Annotated in this window: 18 protein-coding genes; 9 read left to right on the plus strand and 9 right to left on the minus strand. The window is 73.8% G+C overall.

Annotated features, from left to right (window positions below; all coding sequences use genetic code 11):
- Nucleotides 1–11 precede the first annotated feature (11 nt).
- Both ABD946_RS16575 and ABD946_RS16580 read left to right on the plus strand, forming a co-directional pair.
- Complete coding sequence (locus tag ABD946_RS16575) at nt 12–1,628, plus strand: substrate-binding domain-containing protein (protein ID WP_345284278.1); 1,617 nt, start codon at nt 12–14, stop codon at nt 1,626–1,628.
- Nucleotides 1,615–2,190 carry a hypothetical protein gene (locus ABD946_RS16580; RefSeq protein ID WP_345284280.1) on the plus strand — a complete coding sequence of 192 codons (576 nt, stop codon included), beginning with the start codon at nt 1,615–1,617 and terminating at the stop codon, nt 2,188–2,190. Before ABD946_RS16575 ends, ABD946_RS16580 begins: the two co-directional genes overlap by 14 nt.
- A gap of 368 nt (nt 2,191–2,558) precedes the next feature.
- Here the strand turns inward: ABD946_RS16580 and ABD946_RS16585 are convergent, their stop codons facing one another.
- On the minus strand, nt 2,559–5,408 hold the full coding sequence (locus tag ABD946_RS16585) for a helix-turn-helix transcriptional regulator (protein WP_345284282.1): 2,850 nt from the start codon (nt 5,406–5,408) through the stop codon (nt 2,559–2,561).
- 213 nt (nt 5,409–5,621) lie between these two features.
- Here ABD946_RS16585 and ABD946_RS16590 point away from each other — a divergent pair, with 213 nt between their 5' ends.
- The 4 genes from ABD946_RS16590 (at nt 5,622) to ABD946_RS16605 (ending at nt 10,203) form a co-directional block, all read left to right on the plus strand.
- On the plus strand, nt 5,622–6,290 hold the full coding sequence (locus ABD946_RS16590) for a response regulator transcription factor (protein ID WP_345284284.1): 669 nt from the start codon (nt 5,622–5,624) through the stop codon (nt 6,288–6,290).
- A gap of 172 nt (nt 6,291–6,462) precedes the next feature.
- The gene (locus ABD946_RS16595; RefSeq protein ID WP_345284286.1) at nt 6,463–8,277 is read left to right on the plus strand and encodes a bifunctional metallophosphatase/5'-nucleotidase; all 1,815 of its coding nucleotides are present in this window, start codon (nt 6,463–6,465) and stop codon (nt 8,275–8,277) included.
- A gap of 81 nt (nt 8,278–8,358) precedes the next feature.
- The gene (locus tag ABD946_RS16600) at nt 8,359–9,285 is read left to right on the plus strand and encodes a hypothetical protein (protein WP_345284288.1); all 927 of its coding nucleotides are present in this window, start codon (nt 8,359–8,361) and stop codon (nt 9,283–9,285) included.
- Nucleotides 9,286–9,339: 54 nt separating this feature from the next.
- Entirely contained in the window at nt 9,340–10,203 is an 864-nt protein-coding gene (locus tag ABD946_RS16605; RefSeq protein ID WP_345284290.1) for a hypothetical protein, read from the plus strand.
- 135 nt (nt 10,204–10,338) lie between these two features.
- Here ABD946_RS16605 and ABD946_RS16610 read toward each other — a convergent pair whose 3' ends face one another.
- Nucleotides 10,339–11,778, minus strand: coding sequence for an MFS transporter (locus ABD946_RS16610; protein ID WP_345284292.1), 1,440 nt, complete (start codon nt 11,776–11,778; stop codon nt 10,339–10,341).
- A gap of 46 nt (nt 11,779–11,824) precedes the next feature.
- Nucleotides 11,825–12,232: a DUF3291 domain-containing protein gene (locus ABD946_RS16615; protein WP_345284294.1), complete on the minus strand. Its 408-nt coding sequence runs from the start codon at nt 12,230–12,232 to the stop codon at nt 11,825–11,827.
- Between the two features lie 87 nt (nt 12,233–12,319).
- Between ABD946_RS16615 and ABD946_RS16620 the strand changes: the two genes are divergently transcribed.
- On the plus strand, nt 12,320–12,949 hold the full coding sequence (locus tag ABD946_RS16620) for a MerR family transcriptional regulator (RefSeq protein ID WP_345284296.1): 630 nt from the start codon (nt 12,320–12,322) through the stop codon (nt 12,947–12,949).
- 7 nt (nt 12,950–12,956) lie between these two features.
- Here the strand turns inward: ABD946_RS16620 and ABD946_RS16625 are convergent, their stop codons facing one another.
- The 5 genes from ABD946_RS16625 to ABD946_RS16645 are packed head-to-tail and all read right to left on the minus strand — an operon-like array spanning nt 12,957 to nt 17,977.
- Entirely contained in the window at nt 12,957–14,252 is a 1,296-nt protein-coding gene (locus ABD946_RS16625; protein ID WP_345284297.1) for an NAD(P)/FAD-dependent oxidoreductase, read from the minus strand.
- 25 nt (nt 14,253–14,277) lie between these two features.
- Nucleotides 14,278–14,997 carry a 4'-phosphopantetheinyl transferase family protein gene (locus ABD946_RS16630; protein ID WP_345284299.1) on the minus strand — a complete coding sequence of 240 codons (720 nt, stop codon included), beginning with the start codon at nt 14,995–14,997 and terminating at the stop codon, nt 14,278–14,280.
- Nucleotides 14,994–15,218, minus strand: a complete 225-nt coding sequence (locus tag ABD946_RS16635) for a hypothetical protein (protein ID WP_345284301.1) — start codon at nt 15,216–15,218, stop codon at nt 14,994–14,996. The genes ABD946_RS16630 and ABD946_RS16635 overlap by 4 nt, the downstream gene beginning before the upstream one ends.
- Entirely contained in the window at nt 15,205–16,989 is a 1,785-nt protein-coding gene (locus tag ABD946_RS16640) for an acyl-CoA dehydrogenase family protein (protein WP_345284303.1), read from the minus strand. The genes ABD946_RS16635 and ABD946_RS16640 overlap by 14 nt, the downstream gene beginning before the upstream one ends.
- A gap of 31 nt (nt 16,990–17,020) precedes the next feature.
- Nucleotides 17,021–17,977, minus strand: a complete 957-nt coding sequence (locus tag ABD946_RS16645; RefSeq protein WP_345284305.1) for an acyl-CoA dehydrogenase family protein — start codon at nt 17,975–17,977, stop codon at nt 17,021–17,023.
- A 110-nt stretch (nt 17,978–18,087) separates the two neighbouring features.
- Between ABD946_RS16645 and ABD946_RS16650 the strand changes: the two genes are divergently transcribed.
- A complete protein-coding gene (locus ABD946_RS16650; RefSeq protein ID WP_345284307.1) occupies nt 18,088–18,627 on the plus strand; it encodes a hypothetical protein in 540 nt (179 codons plus the stop codon).
- 5 nt (nt 18,628–18,632) lie between these two features.
- Nucleotides 18,633–18,794, plus strand: a complete 162-nt coding sequence (locus ABD946_RS16655; RefSeq protein ID WP_345284309.1) for a hypothetical protein — start codon at nt 18,633–18,635, stop codon at nt 18,792–18,794.
- Here ABD946_RS16655 and ABD946_RS16660 read toward each other — a convergent pair.
- A complete protein-coding gene (locus tag ABD946_RS16660; RefSeq protein WP_345284311.1) occupies nt 18,773–20,374 on the minus strand; it encodes a PfaD family polyunsaturated fatty acid/polyketide biosynthesis protein in 1,602 nt (533 codons plus the stop codon). The genes ABD946_RS16655 and ABD946_RS16660 overlap by 22 nt on opposite strands.
- Between the last annotated feature and the right edge of the window lie 50 nt (nt 20,375–20,424).

Here is a 20,424-nt window from a genome sequence, read left to right on the forward strand (position 1 = left end):
GGGGGGACGGAGTGCTGCGACGGATCGCACCCGCCGTGCTGGCGCTGGCGCTGGCCGGGACGGGCTGCACGAGCGAGGGCGGGGACGGCGGCGGCGGGACGGCGCAGCCGAAGGACGGCGTGCTACGGGTCCTGGCGGGGAGTGAACTCCAGGACATGGCGGCCGTGTTGGCGGACGCCAAGGCGGCGACCGGGGTCACGGTGCAGTTCACCTGGACCGGTTCGCTGGACGGGGCCGACACGGTGGCCTCGGGGCAGGCGGACGGCAAGTACGACGCGGTCTGGTTCCCGTCCAACCACTACCTGCGGCTGGACGAGGCGGGCAGGGGCAAGCTGCTCTCCGAGACGCCGGTGATGAGCACGCCGGTGGCGGTCGGGGTGCGGTCCACCATGCTGAGCGAGCTGGGCTGGGGCGACGGCTCGCAGGTCACCTGGGGGAAGATCGGCGAGGCGGCGGTGGCGGGCAAGCTCAGCTACGGCATGGCCGACCCGTCCCGCTCCAACTCCGGATTCTCCGCGCTGGTCGCGCTGGCCTCGGCCTTCTCGGGGGCCGGCTCGGCCCTCACCGACGCCGACGTGGCCAAGGCCGCACCGCAGTTGAAGCAGTTCTTCAGCGGACAGAAGCTGACCTCGGGCTCCTCGGGCTGGCTGGCGGAGGCCTACCAGAAGGCCGCCAAGCAGAACGAGACCAAGGTCGGCGCCCTGGTCAACTACGAGTCGGTGCTGCTCTCGATGAACCGCACCCTGCCCGCCGAGGACCGGCTCACCGTGGTCCGGCCGGTGGACGGGGTGGTCTCGGCCGACTACCCGCTCAGCCTGCTGGCCTCGGCCGGCAAGCCCGCGCAGGACTCCTTCCAGCGCCTCGGCCGCTACCTGCTCGACCCCAAGGCGCAGCAGCGGATGACCGAGGAGACCCTGCGCCGCCCGGTGGCCACCGGGGTGGCGCCGGCCGCCGGTCTGCCCGCCGACCGGCGCCGGGAGCTGCCGTTCCCGGGCACCCGGGCGGTGGCGGACGGACTGCTGACGGCGTACCAGAACGAGCTGCGCCGCCCGTCGCGGACGGTGTACGTGCTGGACACCTCGGGCTCGATGAAGGGGGCCCGGCTGGAGTCGCTGAAGGCCGCGATGGCCCGGCTGACGGGGGCCCAGGACCCGCGCGGACAGCGGCGGTTCCGCCAGCGCGAGGAGGTGACGGTGGTCGAGTTCGCCTCGGTGGTGAAGTCGGAGCGGACCTACCGGATCCCGGCCGGGCCGCCGGAGGCGGAGCTGGCCCGCATCCAGAAGGAGGTGCAGGGGCTGGCGGCGGACGGCGGCACGGCGGTGTACAGCAGCCTGAAGGAGGCCTTCGAGCTGGTGGCCCGTCAGCGGGCGGAGAGCAACGACGACCGCTTCACCTCGATCGTGGTGATGACGGACGGGGAGAGCAACGAGGGGCTCAAGGACCAGGAGTTCCGTGCCTGGTACGGAGGGCTGTCCGGCGCGGCGCGGGCGGTGCCGGTCTTCCCGATCCTGTTCGGCGACGCGGCGACCGGGCAGCTCCAGGGCATCGCGGACCTGACGGGCGGGAAGCTGTTCGACGGGCGGGGCTCGCTGGACGGGGCGTTCGAGGAGATCCGTGGGTATCAGTGACCGGCTGCTGGGATACCTGGAGTCGCCGCGCAACCTGATCGGGTGCGCGGCGGGCACCGGGGGCCTGGCGCTGTACTTCGCGGGGGCGGCCGGGCCGTGGTGGCCCGCCGTCGTCGCGGGGCTGTACGGGGCGGGCGCGCTGCTCGCCCCCCGGCGGTGGCCGTGGGACCGTCAGGAGGGCGGTGGCGCGCCCGAGGTGGAGGCCGCGCCCGGGCCCGCGGGCGGGGCGGTCGGGCCGACGCCGACGCCGACGCCGGTGCCGCGGCCCGTGCCGAAGCCGCCACGGCCCAAGGCGCTGCCCTCCGAGCTCCGGGCGGAGCTGGCGGTGCTGCGGGAGCGGGCGGCGGCCGTCGGGCTGCCGTCCTCGGTGGACGCGGAGGGGCTGTTCGCGGCGCTGGCGAGGGCGGAGGCCGGGCCGGCCCGGCAGCTGCTCCTCCGGGAGCTGCCGCTCGCGCTCGACGGCTACGTGCGGGCCCGCAGCTGGGAGACGCTGGTCCCTGGCGGGGTCGACCCGACGGCGGCCCTCAAGGCCGAGCTGGAGCGGCTCGCCGGTCTCCTCTGAGGCCGCCCACCCGCCGGTCCGGGCCACCGGGCCACCGGGCCACCGGGCCACCGGGCCACCGGGCCACCGGGCCACCGGGCCACCGGGCCACCGGGCCACCGGGCCACCGGGCCACCGGGCCACCGGGCCACCGGGCCACCGGGCCACCGGCGGCGAGGTTACTGCCGGGTTGCCCTTGCGGACACCCCGGGTCGTCCCTCGCCGGTGACCGTCCGGCCCTGGTGTCACTCCCGTCACTGCGGGCAGGCTTGGCCTCACCAGCAGACCGGAGAGGACCGCCCCAGGTGACCGCCGCCCCACCGCATCCGCCGGTGCCGACGGCCACCTCCCCCGGACGGCACCGCGCGCGCCTCGGCGCGCGGCTGCGTTCAGTCCTGCGGCTGCTCCAGCACTCCCGCCAGCTCGGCCCGCCGCTTGATGCCCAACTTCCGGAAGCTGTTGGTCAGGTGGGTCTCCACCGTGCGCAGCGCCAGGTGCAGCAGCTCGGCGATCTCCGGGTTGGAGTTGCCCTCCGCCGCCAGTCGGCAGACCCGCTGCTCGCCGGCGGTCAGGGCGCCCGCGCCGGTCTGCCGCTGCCGGTCGGTCCGTGCCCCGGAGGCCAGCAGCAGGTCGGCGGCGACGGCGCGCAGCCGGACCGCGCCGATCCGTTCTGCCCGGCTGACCGCCTCCCGCAGGGCCTCCCGGGCAGCCGCGCGCTGCCCGCTGCCGCCGAGCAGCCCGCCGAGGGTGGTCAGCGCGGGGATGAGCTCGACGTCCAGCCCGTCCGCGCGCAGCAGCCGCACCGACTCCTGGACGGTGGCCAGCCCCTGCCGTCCGCCGGTGGCGGCGCCGAGCACCCGCAGGGCCCGGCCGACGGTCCGCGGGGTGTCCCAGACGCGGGCCAGGCGGAGCTCCTCGGCGGCGAGTTCGGCCGCCGGGCCGACCTGACCGAGCATCAGGTGGCAGTCGGCGGCGGCCGAGCGCCAGGGGGTGACGATCGGGCTCAGCACCTGGCGCTCCAGCTGGCGGCGCCCGCAGTCCAGCAGGTCGGCCAGCGCCTCCTCGGCCCGTCCGTCGGCGAGCCGCAGCAGGCCGCGGGCGTAGACGAGTTCGTTCAGCTCCCAGGAGGAGGGGCCGCCCGGCGGGCTGTCCTCGAAGCCGGCCGCGATCAGCTGCCGGGCCTGCACCGGGTGCCCGGTCTCGCAGAGGGCGAGCACGGCCTGGGAGGTGAGGTGGGCGTTGCCCAGGCTGAGCACGCCGCGCTGGTCGGAGGCGGCGGCCAGCTCCTGCAGCATCAGGGAGAACTGACCGCGCATCATCCGGCTCTCGGCCCGCACGCTGAGCAGGCACTGGTAGGCCGGGTGGAGCTTGGCGCCCCGGTGCGCGGTCAGGCCCTCGGCGACCAGCCGGTCCGCCAGGTCCAGCCGGTCGGCCCACTGGGCCAGGGTGGCGGCGGAGGCGGTGAGGTAGCTGGCGGAGAAGCTGTCCATCGGCTGGGCGGTCAACTCGACCACCCGGCGGGAGACCTCGGTGGCCGAGAGCCGTCCGCTGGTGGCGTCGAACTCGGTCAGCAGGCTGTAGGCGGCCGGGGCCACGCCGGTGGCCGAGCGGGCCTCGATCCGGCGCACGCCGTCCACCACCTGGAGCCAGCTCTCGCCGTCGTGGGAGGCGATCATCGCGGTGGCGGCGTGCACGGCGTGGGCCAGGTCGGAGCGGTCGGCGAAGCGCTCGGCCAGGTCCTCCAGCACGTCCAGGGCGGCGGCGGTCTCGCCGCGGCCGGCCAGCGCCACGCCCAGTGCGTTGGCGGCCTCGAAGACCGCCTCGTCGGAGCGGTGCAGCCGGACCGCCTCGGCCAGGTGGCGGGTGCCGTTGACGGACTCCGGCGGCCCCAGGGCCACCTCCAGGCAGCCGAGTTCGACCAGGACGGAGCCCCGGCGGCACTGGCTGAGCGGCTCCCGCAGCGCGCGCCGCAGCAGCCGCACCGCGTACTCGCGGTCGCCGTCGCGCTGGGTCTGCCGGGCGGTGCCGATCAGCACGTCGGCGGCCCACTCGGCGCCGCACACCTCGGTGTGCAGCAGCTGTTCGGCGACCAGGTCGTCCGGCGCGCCGCGGCCGTAGAGCAGGGTGGCGACGCCCCGGTGCAGTTCGGCCCGGCGCTGGTCGCTCCAGCCGGCGAGCAGGGCGGTGGCCAGCCAGGGGTGGGCGAACTCCGGCAGCGCGCCGCCGCGGCCGGGGCGCAGCAGGCCGACGGCCTGCAGGCCGTGCAGCCAGTCCGGGAGCCAGCCGGAGAGGTCGGGGCCCTCGGACGGCCCGGCGTGCCCGGCGTGCCCGGGGTACTCGGGGTGCTCCGAGCGGTCCGGTCGGCCGGTGCGGCCCGACTGGGCGGCGACCAGGTCGGCCAGGCCGACCGAGCCGGTGCGGGTACCGCTGAGCTGGGCGAGGGTGCGGGCGGCGGTGGCGGCCGGCTCGCCGACGCGCTCCAGCCAGTGGCCGACCGCCTCGCGGAAGGCGCCGGTCGGCACCGGGCCGAGTCCGTCGCCGACCGGGCGGCCGTCCGGGCAGGTGAGGGCGGTGAGCAGCAGCGGCAGTCCGGCGGTGGCCCGGTGGCACTCCTGGACCAGGCGGTCCGGCACCGGGCGTTCGAGCCGTGCGGTGAGCAGGGCCGCGGTGCCGGCCTGGCTGAGCGGTGCGAGGCGGCGGGTCTGCAGCACGGCGGCGGGCAGGCCGGCGCCGAACGGCGGCCTGCGGTCCGCCCGTCCGGCGTCCCGGCGCTCCGTCACCACCAGCAGCACGGGCAGCTGGTGGAGCCGGCGGGCGAGCTGGCGCAGCCAGTCGGCGGAGGCCGGGTCGGCGTGCTGGACGTCGTCCACCAGGAGCAGCAGCGGGCGCCGTACGGCGGTCTCGCGGAGCACCTCCCAGGGGGTGCGACCCTCCTCGTCGGGGACGAACTCCGGTCCGGATCCGCTGAGTTGGCGGGCCACCGCGTACGAGTGGCCGGTCTCGTCGGGGGCGCAGGCCGCCCGGCGCACCGTCATGCCCCAGGAGACGGCCGGGCCGGCGACGGCGTCCAGCAGGGCGCTGCGTCCGATGCCGGTCGGGCCGGTGAGCACCAGCAGGGTGCCGGCCCCGTGCCGGGCCAGGTCGGCCAGCCGGGCCGCCTCGGCCAGTACGGCCTGACGTTCCACCAGACCGGCCTGCACCGGGCCCAGCACCCCGGCGGCCGTGCCACCGCTGTACATCGCTTCCCCTCCCACAACCGCTCCTGCTCATTCCACGTGTCCACCCCCTGACCCGGACCCCCCGAACGACCACTTCGTGGTGTGACCTTCGTCTCACCCCGTGGATCTCGTGGTGGACCACGATGGTCACCCCGAGGTGCCCGCGGTGAGCATGTGAGCAGTCGGGGAGGGCGAGGGCTGAGCCGTTCCCGCATGTCAGGGCACCGACGAGGCATGAGGCAGGCCACCGTGACGATCCAGTTCGCCGACGAGACGCTGCGGCACACCGCCGTGGTCCAGGTCGCGATCCATGCGACCGACCCCATCTCCTACGCGGGGGCCGCCAGTCAGCTGCGCGCCTGCGGCGACCTCCAGGTGGTCTCCGAGGCCGGACCGGGCACGGTCACCGTGGTGGTCGCGGAGAGCGTGGACAACGCCGTCACCGGGACCATGCGGCGGCTGGTGCACCGGGACGGCAGCCGGGTCGTCCTGGTGGTGGACCAGATCCGGGAGGCCGACCTGCTGGAGGCCGTCGAGTGCGGGGTCTCCGCCATCCTGCGGCGCCGCGAGGCAACCGCGGAGCGGCTGGGGCAGGCCGTGGTGGCCGCCGCGCGCGGCGAGGGCGACCTGCCCGGTGACCTCCTCGGCCGCCTGATCGCCCAGATGGGCCGGCTCCAGCGCAGCGTCCAGGGCCTGCCCGGCTACGCCCCGCCCGGCATCTCCGAGCGCGAGTCCGACATCCTCCGGCTGATCGCCGAGGGCTGGGACACCGGTGAGATCGCCGGGAAGCTCTCCTACTCCGAACGGACCGTCAAGAACGTCCTGCACGGCCTGACCACCCGCCTCAACCTCCGCAACCGCGCCCACGCCGTCGCCCACGCCCTGCGCGAGGGTTACATCTAAGCCCCAGCGGGTGCCCCCGCCGCCACGGGGGTACGGGTTTCATGTGCGGGACTTGCAGAGCTCACCTGCCGGAAAGGTGCCGGGGGTGTTCGCGGGCGGGTTTTGCGTGCAGACTTCTACGCGCGTCACCGTCTGCCTGCTGACGCCCCGTCCGTTCACGTTGGAGCCGTCCATGCCCTTGAACCGTCGTGACTTCGTCGCCCGGTCGGCGGTCACCGCCGCCGGTGCCGCCCTGGCCGGTGGCCTGCCGATGGTCACCGCCACCGAGGCGGCGGCCGCGCCCGCCGAGCAGCGCGGCCGCGAGAAGAAGAAGCAGACGTTCACCGTGATGGGCACCACCGACCTGCACGGCCGGGTGCTGAACTGGGACTACTTCACCGACGCCGAGTACGACGACAAGGCGCACAACGACGTCGGCCTCGCCAAGATCGCCACCCTGGTGAAGCAGATCCGGGCCGAGAAGGGCTGCGAGCGCACCCTGCTGATCGACGCCGGCGACACCATCCAGGGCACCCAGCTCGCCTACTACTACGCCCGGGTCGAGCCGATCACCGGCAAGCGCGCGCCCAAGCACCCGATGGCCGTGGCGATGAACGCGCTGAAGTACGACGCCGCCGCGCTGGGCAACCACGAGTTCAACTACGGCATCCCGCTGCTGCGCGCCTTCGAGCGCCAGCTCGACTTCCCGCTGCTGGGTGCCAACGCGCTGGACGCGAAGAACGAGCGCCCCGCCTTCCCGCCGTACGTCATCAAGGAGCTGCACCTCGGCCACGGCCGGGCGCTGCGGGTCGGCATCCTGGGCCTGACCAACCCCGGCATCGCGATCTGGGACAAGGCCAACGTGGCCGGGCAGATGGTCTTCCCCGGCATCGTGGAGCAGGCCAGGAAGTACGTGCCGCGGCTGCGCTCGGCCGGCGCCGAGGTGGTCGTGGTGGCCGCGCACACCGGTGCGGACGAGCCGAGCTCCTGGGGCGACCAGCTGCCGTGGGGCGAGAACGTCGCGGCCGAGCTGGCCGCCGCGGTGCCCGGCATCGACGCCGTGCTGGTCGGCCACGCGCACAAGGAGATCCCGCAGCGCCTGGTGACCAACCGGGAGACCGGGAAGACCGTCGTGCTCTCCGAGCCGCTCGCCTGGGGCCAGCGCCTGACCTGCTTCGACTTCGAGGTCGAGTTCGAGCGCGGCCGGTGGAACGTCACCTCGGTGACCTCCCGGGTGCTCAACTCCAACACCGTGCCGGAGGACAAGGAGGTCGTCCGGCTGATCGACGCCCAGCACAAGAAGACGGTCGCCTACGTCAACCAGGTGATCGGCACCTGCAAGAGCGAACTCTCCATCGCCGAGGCCCGGTTCAAGGACGTCCCGATCATCGACCTGATCGGCCGGGTCCAGGTCGACACCGTGAAGGCCGCCCTCGTGGGCACCTCGTACGCGGCCCTGCCGGTGCTGGCCCAGGCCGCGCCGTTCAACCGCACCGCCGTGATCCCGGCCGGCACGGTGAAGCTGCGCGACGCCGCCGGGCTGTACATCTACGAGAACACCCTGGAGGCCCGGGTCCTGACGGGTGCCCAGATCAAGGACTACCTGGAGTACTCGGCGAAGTACTTCGCCCAGCTGGCCCCCGGCGACGCGGTCAACCTCGACACGCTGACCAACCAGGCCAACACGCCGGACTACAACTTCGACTCGGTGTACGGCGTCTCCTACGACATCGACCTGACCAAGCCGGTCGGCTCCCGGATCGTCGGCCTCACCTTCGAGGGCGCCCCGGTCGACCCGGCCGCCCAGTTCGTGCTGGCGGTCAACAACTACCGGGCCAACGGCGGCGGCAACTTCCCGCACGTGGCCAAGGCCACGGTCGCCTGGTCCAACTCCGAGGAGATCCGCAACACGATGATCACCTGGGTGAAGGCCAAGGGCGTCATCGACCCGGCCGAGTTCGGCGGCGGCACCTGGCGCCTGGTCCGGAACGGCGTCCCGCTGTTCTGACCGGGTCCGAACCGGGCATGTACGAGTTGGCGGCACCGGGCACCGGTGCCGCCAACTCGGCTTTCCGGCACGGGGGATGAGATGAAGCGGATCGTCGTCGCGGCGCTGGCGGCACTGGCACTGCTCAGCTGCACCACCGGCGGCGGCCCGGCGCCGCGCCCCAGCGGGCCGAGCGGCACACCGGACGACCCGGTGGCCACCGCCGCCCGGGCCAGGGCCCTGGAGGCCGTGCGGGCCTGGGAGCACACCGCCGCCCACGAGGCCTGGCGGGCCGGGTACTACCCGCTGGACCGGTCCCCGCAGTGGCTTCCGCCCGAGGCCTTCCGCAGCCTCGCCGAGAAGGCCGGCTACCTGAGTGGCAGCGTCGACCCGGCGGACTCCTGGCCGGCCACGGACCGGCTCGCGGAGGTCCGCTGGTCCGACGGGCGCGCCCTCGGCCTGGTCGGGCGCTCGCCCCTGGAAGCGCTGCGGGACATGGCAGGGGAGCAGTTCGGCAGCTGCCACGCCGACTGCACCCCGCTGAAGGTGACCGAGATCCGGCCGGCCCGCCGCGAGCTGGGCACCAGCCGGGGCCAGGCCACCGTCCCGGTCTGGGAGTTCGTCTCCCCCGGCTACTCCGAGCCGTTCGTGCTGCCCGCCGTCGCCGCCCAGCGCCGGGCCGACCCCCTCCCGCCCACGGGCTACCCCTCGTCACCGGCCGGCCTGTCGGTGGCGGAGTTCGACCCGCGCACCGCCTCCTGGGACGGCCTCACCGTCACCGGCACGGTCGAACTCCCGCCCTGCCGACGGGTGTTCCTCAGCGAGGCGTTCGAGACCGAGCACTCCGTGGTGCCGGTGCTGCTGCTCACCGGCACCACCGGCGCCGACTGCGCCACCACCGGGACCGTGAGCGGGACGGCCACGGTCCGCCTGCGCGCCCCGCTCGGGGACCGGACGGTCCTCGACCTGACCACCGGCGAGCCCCGTCCGGTCCGCCCGGTGCCCTCCTCCGGTGGAACCGACGGCTGACCGGCCGCGTCCGATCGGCGCCGACTCGGCTATCCGGTACGGGGGGACGACCAGATGAGACGCATCACGACACTCGCACTCGCGGCGCTGCTGACGGCGGGCTGCGCCGCCACCGACGCCGGGCACGACATCGACCGCACACCGGTGCCCACGACGAGCGGGACGGCCCTGGAGCGGGCCGCGCAGGTGGCCCGGGAGTGGCCGGGGTCGGAGGCGGAACGGGCCTGGTCCGACGGGTACTACCCGTTGGACCCGCGCCAGGAGTGGCTGCCCCCGGACGCCTTCACCCACGGCGGCAAGACCGCCTACCTCAGCGGGCTGATCGAGCCGGTCACCGCACTGCCCACCGCCGAGGCCACCGCCGAGGTGGTCTGGGTCCACGGCCGGCGGCAGGCCCTGCCGATGATCTCGCCGCGGCAGGTGCTGGACGGGCTGGCCAAGGGCAAGCCCCCGTGCGGGGCGGACTGCGAACCCCCGCTGAAGCTCACCGGGGTGGCCCGGGGCAGCCGCACCGTGGCCACCAGCCGGGGCCAGGCCACCGTCCCGGTCTGGGAGTTCACCATCGCGGGCTACCAGGATCCCTTCGTCTACCCGGCGGTCGCCCCGCAACAGCCGCCCGTCGGCCGACCCGTGCAGCGGTGGGCCGACCGGAGCGTGACCTACGAGTCGGTCTCGGCGGACGGACTGACCGTCACGGGCAGGGTGGGGCGGGGCTCCTGCGAGCGGGTGACCGGCACCGAGGCGTACGAGACCGACCGGCTGGTGGTGCTGATCGCCGAGGTGCGGCGGACGCAGCCGCAGCAGCAGCCGTGCACCCTCGTGCTGGTGACGGACCGCGTCACCGTGAAGCTGACCCGCCCGCTGGACGCCCGGCTGGTGCTCGACCTCGCCACCGGCGCCCCGCAGGGGAGCTGGTGAGCTGATGAGCGGCGGCGGCGCGGCCACCGCCGCGCTCCGCCGCCGCACCCGGCCGGCACCTCCACCATCGGCCCGGCACCGAACGCCGAGGGGCCCGGGGAGTCGCACGCTCCCCGGGCCCCTGCTGAAGGCGGGTCAGACGGTGACCGGGGCCGGGGCCTCGGTGGTCTCGACGGTCTCGGCCGGGGCCGCCTTGGGCGGACGCGGGATGGCCAGCGCGGCCAGCGCGCCGAGCACCACGACCGCCACGCCGACCCAGACGGCCGGGTGCAGGCCGTCGGTGAACTCCTGGGCGCCGCGCATGCTGCCGTTGGCGGTGAAGACGCTGCTCAGCACCGCGATGCCGAGCGCTCCGCCGATCTCGCGGACGGTGGTGTTGGCGCCGGAGGCCTTGCCCCGGTGCTCCGGGCCGACCGCGCCGAGCACCACGGCCGCCGTCGGGGCGATGGCGAAGCCCATGCCCGCACCGGCCAGCAGCATCGCACCGACCAGTCGGGAGTACGGGGTGTCCGGGCCGGCCGCCAGGTTGATCCAGGCCAGGCCGCCGGCCTGGAGGAAGAGGCCGAGCGCCATCAGGCGGCCGCCGCCGACCCGGTCGGTCAGCGCGCCGGCGATCGGGGCGATCACCATCGGCATCAGGGTCCAGGCCAGCGTCAGGGTGCCGGCGTGCAGCGGGGTGCGGGGCGGGGCGATCTGCAGGTACTGGGAGAGGAAGAAGATCGAGCCGAAGACCCCGAAGTACATCGAGGCGGAGACCAGGTTGGTCAGGGTGAAGGCCCGGATCCGGTAGAAGCCGAGCGGCAGCAGCGGGTGCGGGGCACGGCGCTCCCAGGCCACGAAAGCGGCCAGCAGCACCGCGGCGACGGCGAAGGCGCCGAGGATCTTCGTGTCGGTCCAGCCGTCCTCGCTGCCGTTGACGATGCCCCAGACCAGGGCGAGCAGGCCGCCGGTGGCCAGCAGCATGCCGACCAGGTCGAGCTTGGCCTTCTCGCCGTGGCTCTCGTTCAGCGCCATCAGGGCGAGCGGGACGGCGACGATGCCGACCGGGATGTTGATCCAGAAGATCCACTCCCAGGCGAGGCCCTCGACCACCGCGCCGCCGACCACCGGGCCGAGCGCGATGGCCAGGCCGCTGACGGCGGACCAGAGGCCGAGCGCCAGGCTGCGCATCTTCTCCGGCACGGCGTTGGAGAGCAGGGTGAGCGAGAGCGGCATGACGGCCGCCGCCCCGAAGCCCTGGATCGCCCGGGCGAGGATCAACTGCCCGCTGGTGTCGGCCAGTCCGCAGCCGATCGAGGAGAGGGTGAACAGCACGATGCCGAGCGCGAAGACCTTGCGGTGGCCGAAGCGGTCACCGAGCGCGGCTCCGGTCAGCAGCAGGCAGGCGAAGCTCAGCACGTAGGCGTTGACGAACCACTGCAGGTCCTGGGTGGTGGCCTTCAGGTCCACCGCGAGGGTGTGCAGGGCGGTGGACACCACCAGGTTGTCCAGCGCCACCATGAACATCGGCAGGCTGCACGCGACGATCGACAGCCAGAGCGGTACCTTGCGCCCGGCGGGGGCGGGTGCGGACATGGCGGGGATCTCCCTTGTCGGGCGGGGCTGTTGGAGGGGTCGGTGGTCAGCCGGCGGCGTCGGTGCGCTGCTGCTCGGCCAGCCGGTTCTTGGCGTCGGGCCAGGTGATCGGGAGCTGCTCGGCGGTGGTGTCCCAGAAGGTGAACACCGACTGCTTGGTCACCTCGCGGAGCCCGGTCATGATCGTGTAGTGCGGTTCGGCCTTGGCGTAGGCGTAGAGCGACTGGCGGTCCTCCCAGGCCGAGAGCGTCCAGAAGACGCCCTTCAGCGGCTGGGCGATCAGCGAGGCGCCGACCGCGCCGGGCGCGGTCTTGACCTGCTTCCAGGCGGCCAGGGACTTGAGGAAGAAGCGCGGCACGTCCTTGAGGGACCGGACCTCCAGCCGGGAGGCCATCACCAGCACCTGGCTGTTCGGGCGAGGGGTGTTGGGGGTGGTCCAGGGCAGCGTGGGCATGCGTCGGCCTTTCGGTGCACTATTGGAGTGTCGCACTATCTATATTAGACAGTGCAGCTACCTAATTTCCAGTGGAGAGCGGAGAAGATGCGGATCTCGGAGCTGAGCCGCCGCAGCGGCGTCCCGGTGGCGACCATCAAGTACTACTTGCGGGAGGAACTGCTGCCCGCCGGGGTGGCCACCTCCGCCACCCAGGCGGAGTACGACGAGCACCACCTCCGGCGGCTCCGGCTGGCCCGCGCGCTGGTCACCGTGCGCGGCTTGTCGGTGTCCACCACCCGGGAGGTGCTCCGGGGCCTGGACGAGCACTCGACCGACGTCCACTTCCTGCTCGGTCTGGCGGTCGGCGCGGTGCCGACCGGCGATGCCGAACCGTCCGTGGACGGACCGCAAGAACCCTCCCCCGCCGATGAGTTGATCTCCGCCATGGGCTGGGAGGTCAGCGAGAAGGCTCCTACCCGCGCCGTGGTCACCGACACCCTCGCCACGCTCAGGGAGCTGGGCCTGCCGGCCGACTGGCAGGCCCTGCTCCCCTACGCCGAGCTGGCCGCGAACACCGCCGCCCTCGACCTCGACCAACTCGAGGGCGTCCCCGACCCCTTGGAGCGGGTCGAGCGTGCCGTCCTGCTCACCATCCTGATGGAACCCGTCCTGCTCGCCCTGCGCCGGATGGCCCAGGAGAACGAGTCCGCCAAGCGCTACGGCCTCCCGGCCTGAGCGACCGTCAGGCCTCGCGGTGGCCCAGCTCGCGAAGGAGTTGGGCCGCCGCCTCCATGCCGGAGGAGAAGGCGGCCTCGTGGGAGCCGATCTGGTCGTGGTAGAGCTGCTTGGAGTGGAAGTAGGAGCCGGCCAGCTTGACCCGGGTGCCCTCGTTCACCTCGTAGATGGTCTGCTGGAGGCGGCGCAGGTCGATGTCGATGACCGGGTGGGAGTACGACAGTTCGCGGATCACCAGCTCCTCGCGGATCTCGCGCGGGTAGTCCAGGGTGACGAAGTAGTCGGTGGCGGACTCGAAGCCGTGCAGGCGGTTCATGTAGTACGCCACGTACGGGCGGCTGACGCCGTCCACCGCGACCTTGCCGTAGTTCCAGTTGTCCCAGCGGCCGCGGTCGGCCGGCATCGCCGAGGCGTCGGTGTGCAGCACCGCGAGCGAGGTGTTGTAGCGGATCTTCTCCAGGGTGCGCCGCTGCACCTCGTCCGGGTTGCTGAGCAGCTCCCGGGCGGTGTCGCCGTGGGTGGCCAGGATCACGTGGTCGAAGCGCTCGGAGCTGCGCGCGGTGGAGACGGTGACGCCGTCCTCCTCCTGGCGGATGCCGGTGACCGGCTCGGCCAGCCGCAGCTTCGGGTCGATCGCGGCGATCGCCTTGCGCACGTAGGAGATCGAGCCGCCGCTGACGGTCCGCCAGTCCACCTTCTGGCCGCCCAGGCCGCCCTCGTCGTGGGCCATGAAGAAGGCGATCACCGTGGTGGCCGGCATCTCCCAGATCAGCTCGGCCGGCACCGACCAGACCGCGGTGCAGAGCAGGATCACGTAGCCGTACCGGAACTCCTGACTGTAGCCGCCCCGGTCCAGGTACTCGCCCAGCGGCAGGTCGGTGCGCTTGCGCAGGAAGTCCTTGCGGCCCTCCTCGTGGAAGCGGCGGGCCTCGCGCCAGATGGTCTGGAACTCGGCGCCGTAGCGGCCGGTCACCTCCTCCTCCGGCAGGCCCATCTCGACGGTGCCGTACTGCAGGCCGCTGTCCAGGTCGAAGAAGTTGAAGCCGCCCAGGTGCTGGCGGCTCTCCACGCCGAGCTCGGCGAAGAACTTGCTGAGGTTGGGGTAGCTGGGCTGGTTGAAGACCACGAAGGCGGTGTCGATGCCGAGGGTGCGGCCCTCGTCCTCCACCTCGATGGTGTTGGCGTGGCCGCCCGGGCGGCCCTCCGCCTCGAAGAGCGTGATCTCGGCGTGCTCGCGCAGCTTGTAGGCGGCGGAGAGACCGGCCACACCGGCTCCGACGACGGCGACACGGGGCTTGGACATCTGGCTGTTCCTCTTCTACGCGGTTCTACGGGGTGATCCAGGTCTGGTGCAGCCGGCCGGCCGTGCCGTCGGCGACGGCGGTGGCGAGCACATAGCCGGGTGCGGGGTGGAGCAGGTCGAACTTCCAGTCGGAGTCCGGGGGTTGGAGCGGGTCGTGGAGCCGGATCGGCGGCTGCCAGGGGGCACTGACGGCGAAGCCGTCCAGCTCCCGGCGCAGGCCGGTGCCGAGCGCCTTGAGGTAGGCCTCCTTGAGCACCCAGTACGCGGCAACCGCGGCCGCCCGGTCCGCCGCGCCGGCCAGTGCGGCCCGCTCGGCGGGGGCGAACCAGCGCGGCAGGTGGGTCACCGCGTCCGGCCGGGCCGGGGTGGCCTCCACGTCCACCCCGCAGGTGCGGCCCTCGGTGACCAGACAGGCCAGCAGGCCCTCGGTGTGCGAGAGGTTGAACCGCAGGGCGTGGCCGTCCGGTTCGGCCTCCGGACGGCCGGAGGCCGCCACCGCGAACCGCCACTCCCCCACCGGGCGGCCGTCCCGGTCGCTCAGCGCGTGCCGGGAGAGCAGCCGGGCACCGAGGTACCGTCTCCGCGCCCCCGCGGTGCGCTGACGGTCCATCCGCTCCCGCTCCGCCCGGGTCAACAGGCCCGTTCCACCGTGGAGTTCGGCGAAGCCGTCGACCGAGCGCTCCGGCAGCAGGTAGAGGTGGGCATCGGCGGCCAGGACCTCGGTGCCCGTGGCCGCGGTGGTCACGGCCTGGCCCGGTACGGGGCAGCCGGGCGGCGCTCGGCCGGCTCGGCGAGGGCGGCCAGGCCGACCAGCCGCTTGAGCCACTCGTCCATGGACTGCCGGAAGCCGGTCCGGCAGGGCTCGCAGACCTTGAGGGTGTGGTCCAGCTCCTCCTTGGCGAAGACGCCCTGGCAGCCGTGGCAGACGGCGGTGCGGGGTGCGGTACGGCGCTCAGCTCTGGGCATGGACGGCTCCGGTCCGTTCGGCGAGCGGGAACTGCCAGTACGAGAACAGCCGGTTGGCCCGGTGCAGGTGCCGCAGCACCCGCATCACCTCGTCCACCTCGGCGGCTCCGGTGACCACCCGGTGCGGCTCGAACTCCTTCGCCAGCCGCTCCAGTTGGAGCAGCAGCAGGGCGCCGCTGGGCAGCGGGTCGTCCAGCGCGGCGTGCGAGTGGACGAAGGTGTGCAGCACCGCGGCGGTGGCGTGCAGGGTCGCGTACTGCTTGGCCAGGTCGAAGAGCTCGGCCGACTGGCCGTACTCCCGGCCGAGTTCGGAGCGCAGCTCGGCGGCCTGCGCGTGCAGGTCCTCGGCCCGCTCCAGCAGCTCGGCGGCCAGCGCGGCGGAGCGCTCCAGCCAGCCGCGCTCCTCGCCCTTGGCGGCGGCGGCCAGCTCGCACAGCCGGGACAGCGCGGCCGGCGCGCCGAGCAGCGCGTCGTCCTTGCCGCGGCTGAACAGCTCCTGGTCCCAGGGCCGGTAGAGCGGCAGCTCGCGGTCGATGCCGTAGAGCACGGGGGTGCGCCGCTCGGCCTCGGCCCGGGCCTCGGGGTTGCCCGCGGTGGTGAGCAGACCGTCCAGCTGGAGGGCGATGTTCTTGAGGTTCACCACCGTGTTGCCGTCCGCGAAGATGGCCACCAACAGGTCGCGGAGCATCTTCTGGTAGATGCCGTAGTGCGGATGGGCCCGCAGGTAGAGCCGGGCCCCGAGCACGATGTTCAGCTGGGCCATCGAGCGCTCCAGCAGGGTCGGCACGAAGTACTTGGCGACCGAGGACCAGACGCTGGTCTGCTCCGGCACCAGCTGGAGGCTGCGCACCGCGCCCAGGCTGACCGCGTCGGCGGTCAGCAGATCGGCGAAGACCTCGGTCAACTGCCGCCGGGAGTACGGGATGTCGCTGACCTTCTTGCCGAAGATCTCGCGCTGCTCGGTGAAGTCCAGGGTCACCCGCAGCGCGGTGTCCACCGCCGCCAGCGCCATCGATCCGATGGTGGTGCGGGCCACCTGGGCGCTCTTCAGCGCGATCTCCAGGCCCTGGCCCTCGTGGCCGAGCCGGGCCGAGTCCGGCACGAAGACCCCGTCCAGCCGGATGCCGCTCATGTCCAGGGCGCGCAGGCCGTGCAGCCGCTCGTTGGGCAGCTCGACCACCGAGCCGGCCGGGGTGTTGCGCTTCTCCACCAGGAAGATCGAGTACCCGGCCGGGCCGCCCTTGGGGTCGGTGCGGGCGAAGACGCTGACCCCGTCCGCCACGGTGGCGTTGCCGATCAGCCACTTCTCGCCGGTCAGCAGGTAGCCGCCCTCGACCTTCTCGGCGCGCATCTCGTTGGCCAGCACGTCGCTGCCGTGGTGACGCTCCGACAGGCCCCAGGCCAGCTTGGTGCCCTGCTTCATCCGGTCGACGACGTACTGCTTCTGCTCGTCCGTTCCGGCGATCCAGGCGGGCATGAAGCTGAGGCTGGTGAGCATCAGCGCGGTGGCCGAGGTCGGGTCGCGGCGGGCGATCAGGCGCAGCAGGTTGAAGCCGACCTCGACGTCACCCGCCTTGCCTCCCTGCGCCTTCGGGATGACGTACTCGTGCACGCCCCAGCGCTGGAGCAGGTTGACGAAGGCGTAGGGGAACTCCTCCCGTTCGTCGTGGGCCAGGATCTGCTCGAACGGCATGCTGCTGTCGGGGTCGTGCGGGTCGCCGAGCTGCTCTTCGAGCCGCGCGGCGAGCTCGGTCAGGTCTGCCTTCGGCACGGTGGTTCGCTCCTGTGGATCGGTGGTGCCATCAGATGAGTTGGACCGGGACGGCGGAGAACAGCCGGCCCCGCCCGTACAGGTCCCGGACGGTCGCGAGGGCCGGCAGCAGCTCGGCCTCACGGCGGCGGACGGGGGTGCCCTCGGCGCGGGAGAGCAGGTAGGCGAGCACCGCGGTCAGCCAGTCCGGGCGGCCGAGCACCTCGTTCTCCCGGTTCACCACCCACAGGTGCAGGCAGGCGGCGGCCGCGTGCAGCCAGGCGAACCGCTCGGCCAGGTCGACCAGCTCGTTGCCCTTGGGGTCGGCGGTGGAGACCTGGACCGAGAGGTCGGCCAGGTGGCGGTGGATCGGCCCGGTGTCCGGCAGGCCCGCGGTCACCAGGTCCCGGCCGCGGGCGTTCAGGTCGAGGCGGCCGAGCTCGAACGGCGGCAGCTCGGCCTGGAGGTCGAAGACCTCCCGGACCGCCCTCGGATCCGCGTCGATCCCGTTCAGCCCCCGCATCAGCGCCGGGAGTTGTCCGGCGAAGGAGCGCAGGTTGGCCACCGTGGAGGTGTCCACCACCCGCACCAGCGCGGCGTCCCGCTGGAGCTTCTGGAAGATCCCGCCGCCCGGGCCCTCGGTGCGCAGCACCGAACGGGTGGCCAGCACGGTGGCGCAGCGCCCCATCGCGTCCTCCACCGCCTCGGCCACCACGTGCTTGGCCGCGCACCCCCAGACGCTGAACTGCTCCGGCGCCACGTGGATGCCGCGGGCCGCCGCCAGGGCGACCGCGTCGGCGGCCAGCAGGGCCGCCGAGGCGATCGCCAACTCGCGGCGGGGGTAGGGGGATTCGACCAGCGCGGTGCGGCCGATCCGGCGCTCGGTGGCGAAGTCGAGGGTGAGGCGCAGCGCGGTGTCGGCGCAGCCGAGGCTGCCGGCGGTGCTCATCAGCCGCACCACCTGCTGCGCCTTGACCGCCGCCTCCAGCGCCTCCCCCTGACGGCCCACCAGCTCCTCGGCCGCGACGGGGGTGCCCCTCGAACCGCAGGTGCGCGAAGTCGATCCCGCGCATGCCGCCGGTCGGCACCTCGGGGCCGCGCTCCACCCCGTCCAGACCGGTGAGGACGGCCGAGAACGCCCCGGGCCCGCGCTCGCCGGTCCGGGCCACCACGTACGCCGCCTCACTGCGCTGCCCGAGCCCGACCATCCACTTGGCCCCGTCGAGCCGCCAGGCCGCCGCCGCGCTCTCGCCGGAGGCCGGGGACGCGCTCCGCGCGGGAGAGGCGTCGGAGGCGGAACTCGAGCCCGCCGCAGGCGACCCGGCGCTGCGCGCGGCCTGCCCCGTCTCCTCCACCGAGCCCGCCGCAGGCGAACTCGCGCTGCGCGCCGCCACGGGCGTGAGCCGGACCTCGTTGGCCAGGAGGTCGCTGCCGTGGTCGGCCTCCGACATCGCGAAGGCGACGGAGCCGCCGCGGCGGAGGACCTCCGCCACGCGCTCCTGCTGGGCGGCCGAGCCGTGGAGCTGGACGCAGGTGGCGGCGGTGATCGAGAACATGGTGCTGGGCATGACGTTGAGGTCCCGCCGGGCGGCGGTGCGGACCAGGGTCAGGCTGCGGTCGAAGCCCTCGAAGGCGCCGCCCAGCTCGCGCGGCAGGTAGTTCAGGTGGAAGTCGTGCTTGCGCAGCGCGGCGGCGAGCTCCTCCGGGTACTCCCCCGCCTCGTCCCGCCGCACCGCCGCCGCCCAGCCGTACGGGTTCTCCGGGTCGGCCGGGTCACCGAGCTCGCGGTCCAGCTCCTCGGGCGTCACCGCGGCACCGGCCGGTAGTCGCCCGCCGTGGCGGGGATCCGCACGCCGGCGGTGCGCAGCTGCGCGACCCGGGTGTGGAAGGCGGCGCCGTGCATCAGGTGGTGGGCCACGTCGGCCACCCGGCGGTTGCCGGGGGTCTTGAGGTAGCTGCCGGTCACCCAGTCGTTGAAGCTGCCCATCGCGGGGCCGCACCAGACCTGGTAGTCCAGGGTGCGGTCCGGGTCGCCGACCACCGACCAGCGCGAGGACATGCCCAGGTACCAGCGGAAGACCAGCGCCATCCGCCGCTTGGGGCTGCCCTCGGCCCGGGCCAGCTGCTCGGGGTCGCGCCGCCGGAAGTAGCCGACGCACTCGTCCCAGACCTCGGCGAGCGGGCGGCGGAACACCTGGGTCTCCAGCCGGGCCCGCTCCTCGGCCGGCAGTGCCTCCAGCCCGTCGTAGGCCTGGTACAGCTCGTAGAGCCGCTTGGCCCGCATCGGGAAGAGCGTGCCCTTCTTCAACACCTGGAGCTCGACGCCGAGTTCGAACATGTCGGCGGCCGGCGCCATCTCGCAGTCGGCGATCCCGGCCTCGGCCAGCATCGCCTTGGCCGCCTTGGAGGCGCCGGACTCCACGCAGGACTGGTTGACCGAGCCGGTCACCACGTACGCGGCGCCCATGGCGAAGGCGGCGGCCACCGCCGTCGGGGTGCCGAGGCCCCCGGCCGCGCCGACCCTGATCTGGGCGGGGTAGCGGTGCTCGCGCTGGACGGTGTCGCGCAGCCGCAGGATGGAGGGCAGCAGGGCGGGCAGCGGGCGGCGGTCGGTGTGGCCGCCGGAGTCGGCCTCCACCGTGATGTCGTCGGCCATCGGCACGTGGCGGGCCAACTCGGCCTGCTCCGGGGTGATCAGACGCTCCGCCAGCAGCGCGCCGACCATGGCGGCCGGAGCGGGTCTCATGAAGCGCTCGGCGGTCTCGGTCCGGGAGATCTTGGCGATCAGCCGGTGCTCGGCGAGCACCCGGCCGTCCGGGCCGGGCCGCAGCCCGGCCAGCCGCCAGCGGACCACGTGCGGGGTGAGCGCCATGAAGGCCGAGGCCTCCACGCAGCGCACGCCGTAGCGCAGGAAGAGCTCGACCGCCTCGCGCTCCAGGCGCTCCTCGCTCGGGCTGTGGATCAGGTTGACGGCGAACGGCAGGCCGGGGATCTCGGTGGCGAAGCGGGTGAGCGCCTGCTCGATGGTCTCCGGCAGCAGGCCGGCCGCGCCGAAGGAGGCCAGGTAGCCCTCCTTGGCGAGGGCGATCACCAGATCGGCGGAGGCGATGCCGCCGGCCATCGCCCCGGCCAGGTACGGCTGGCGGACGCCGTGCGCGGCGCGGAACTCGGGCGAGCCGAGCCGGTCGGCGGGCAGCGGCGGGACGGCGGCCAGCAGCGGCAGTCCACCGCCGGCGCGGGCGCCGCGCGCGGCGGGGTGGCCCTCGGCGACGGCGCCGATGCCCTCGGGGGTGCGGACGATGAAGCAGGGGCGGTCCAGTGCGGCCAGGGCCTGGTAGATGCCCGGTGAGTCGGTGGCGGGGTAGCTCTCCCCGTACCAGCGGAGCGGTGTCTCCAGCGTGTCCATGGGTGGGGTCTCTGTCTCCTAGCTGGGGAAGGGGCTTGCCGGGCCGAGGA

Origin of the sequence: Kitasatospora albolonga (assembly GCF_039535905.1) — a bacterium.
Classification (GTDB): domain Bacteria; phylum Actinomycetota; class Actinomycetes; order Streptomycetales; family Streptomycetaceae; genus Kitasatospora; species Kitasatospora albolonga.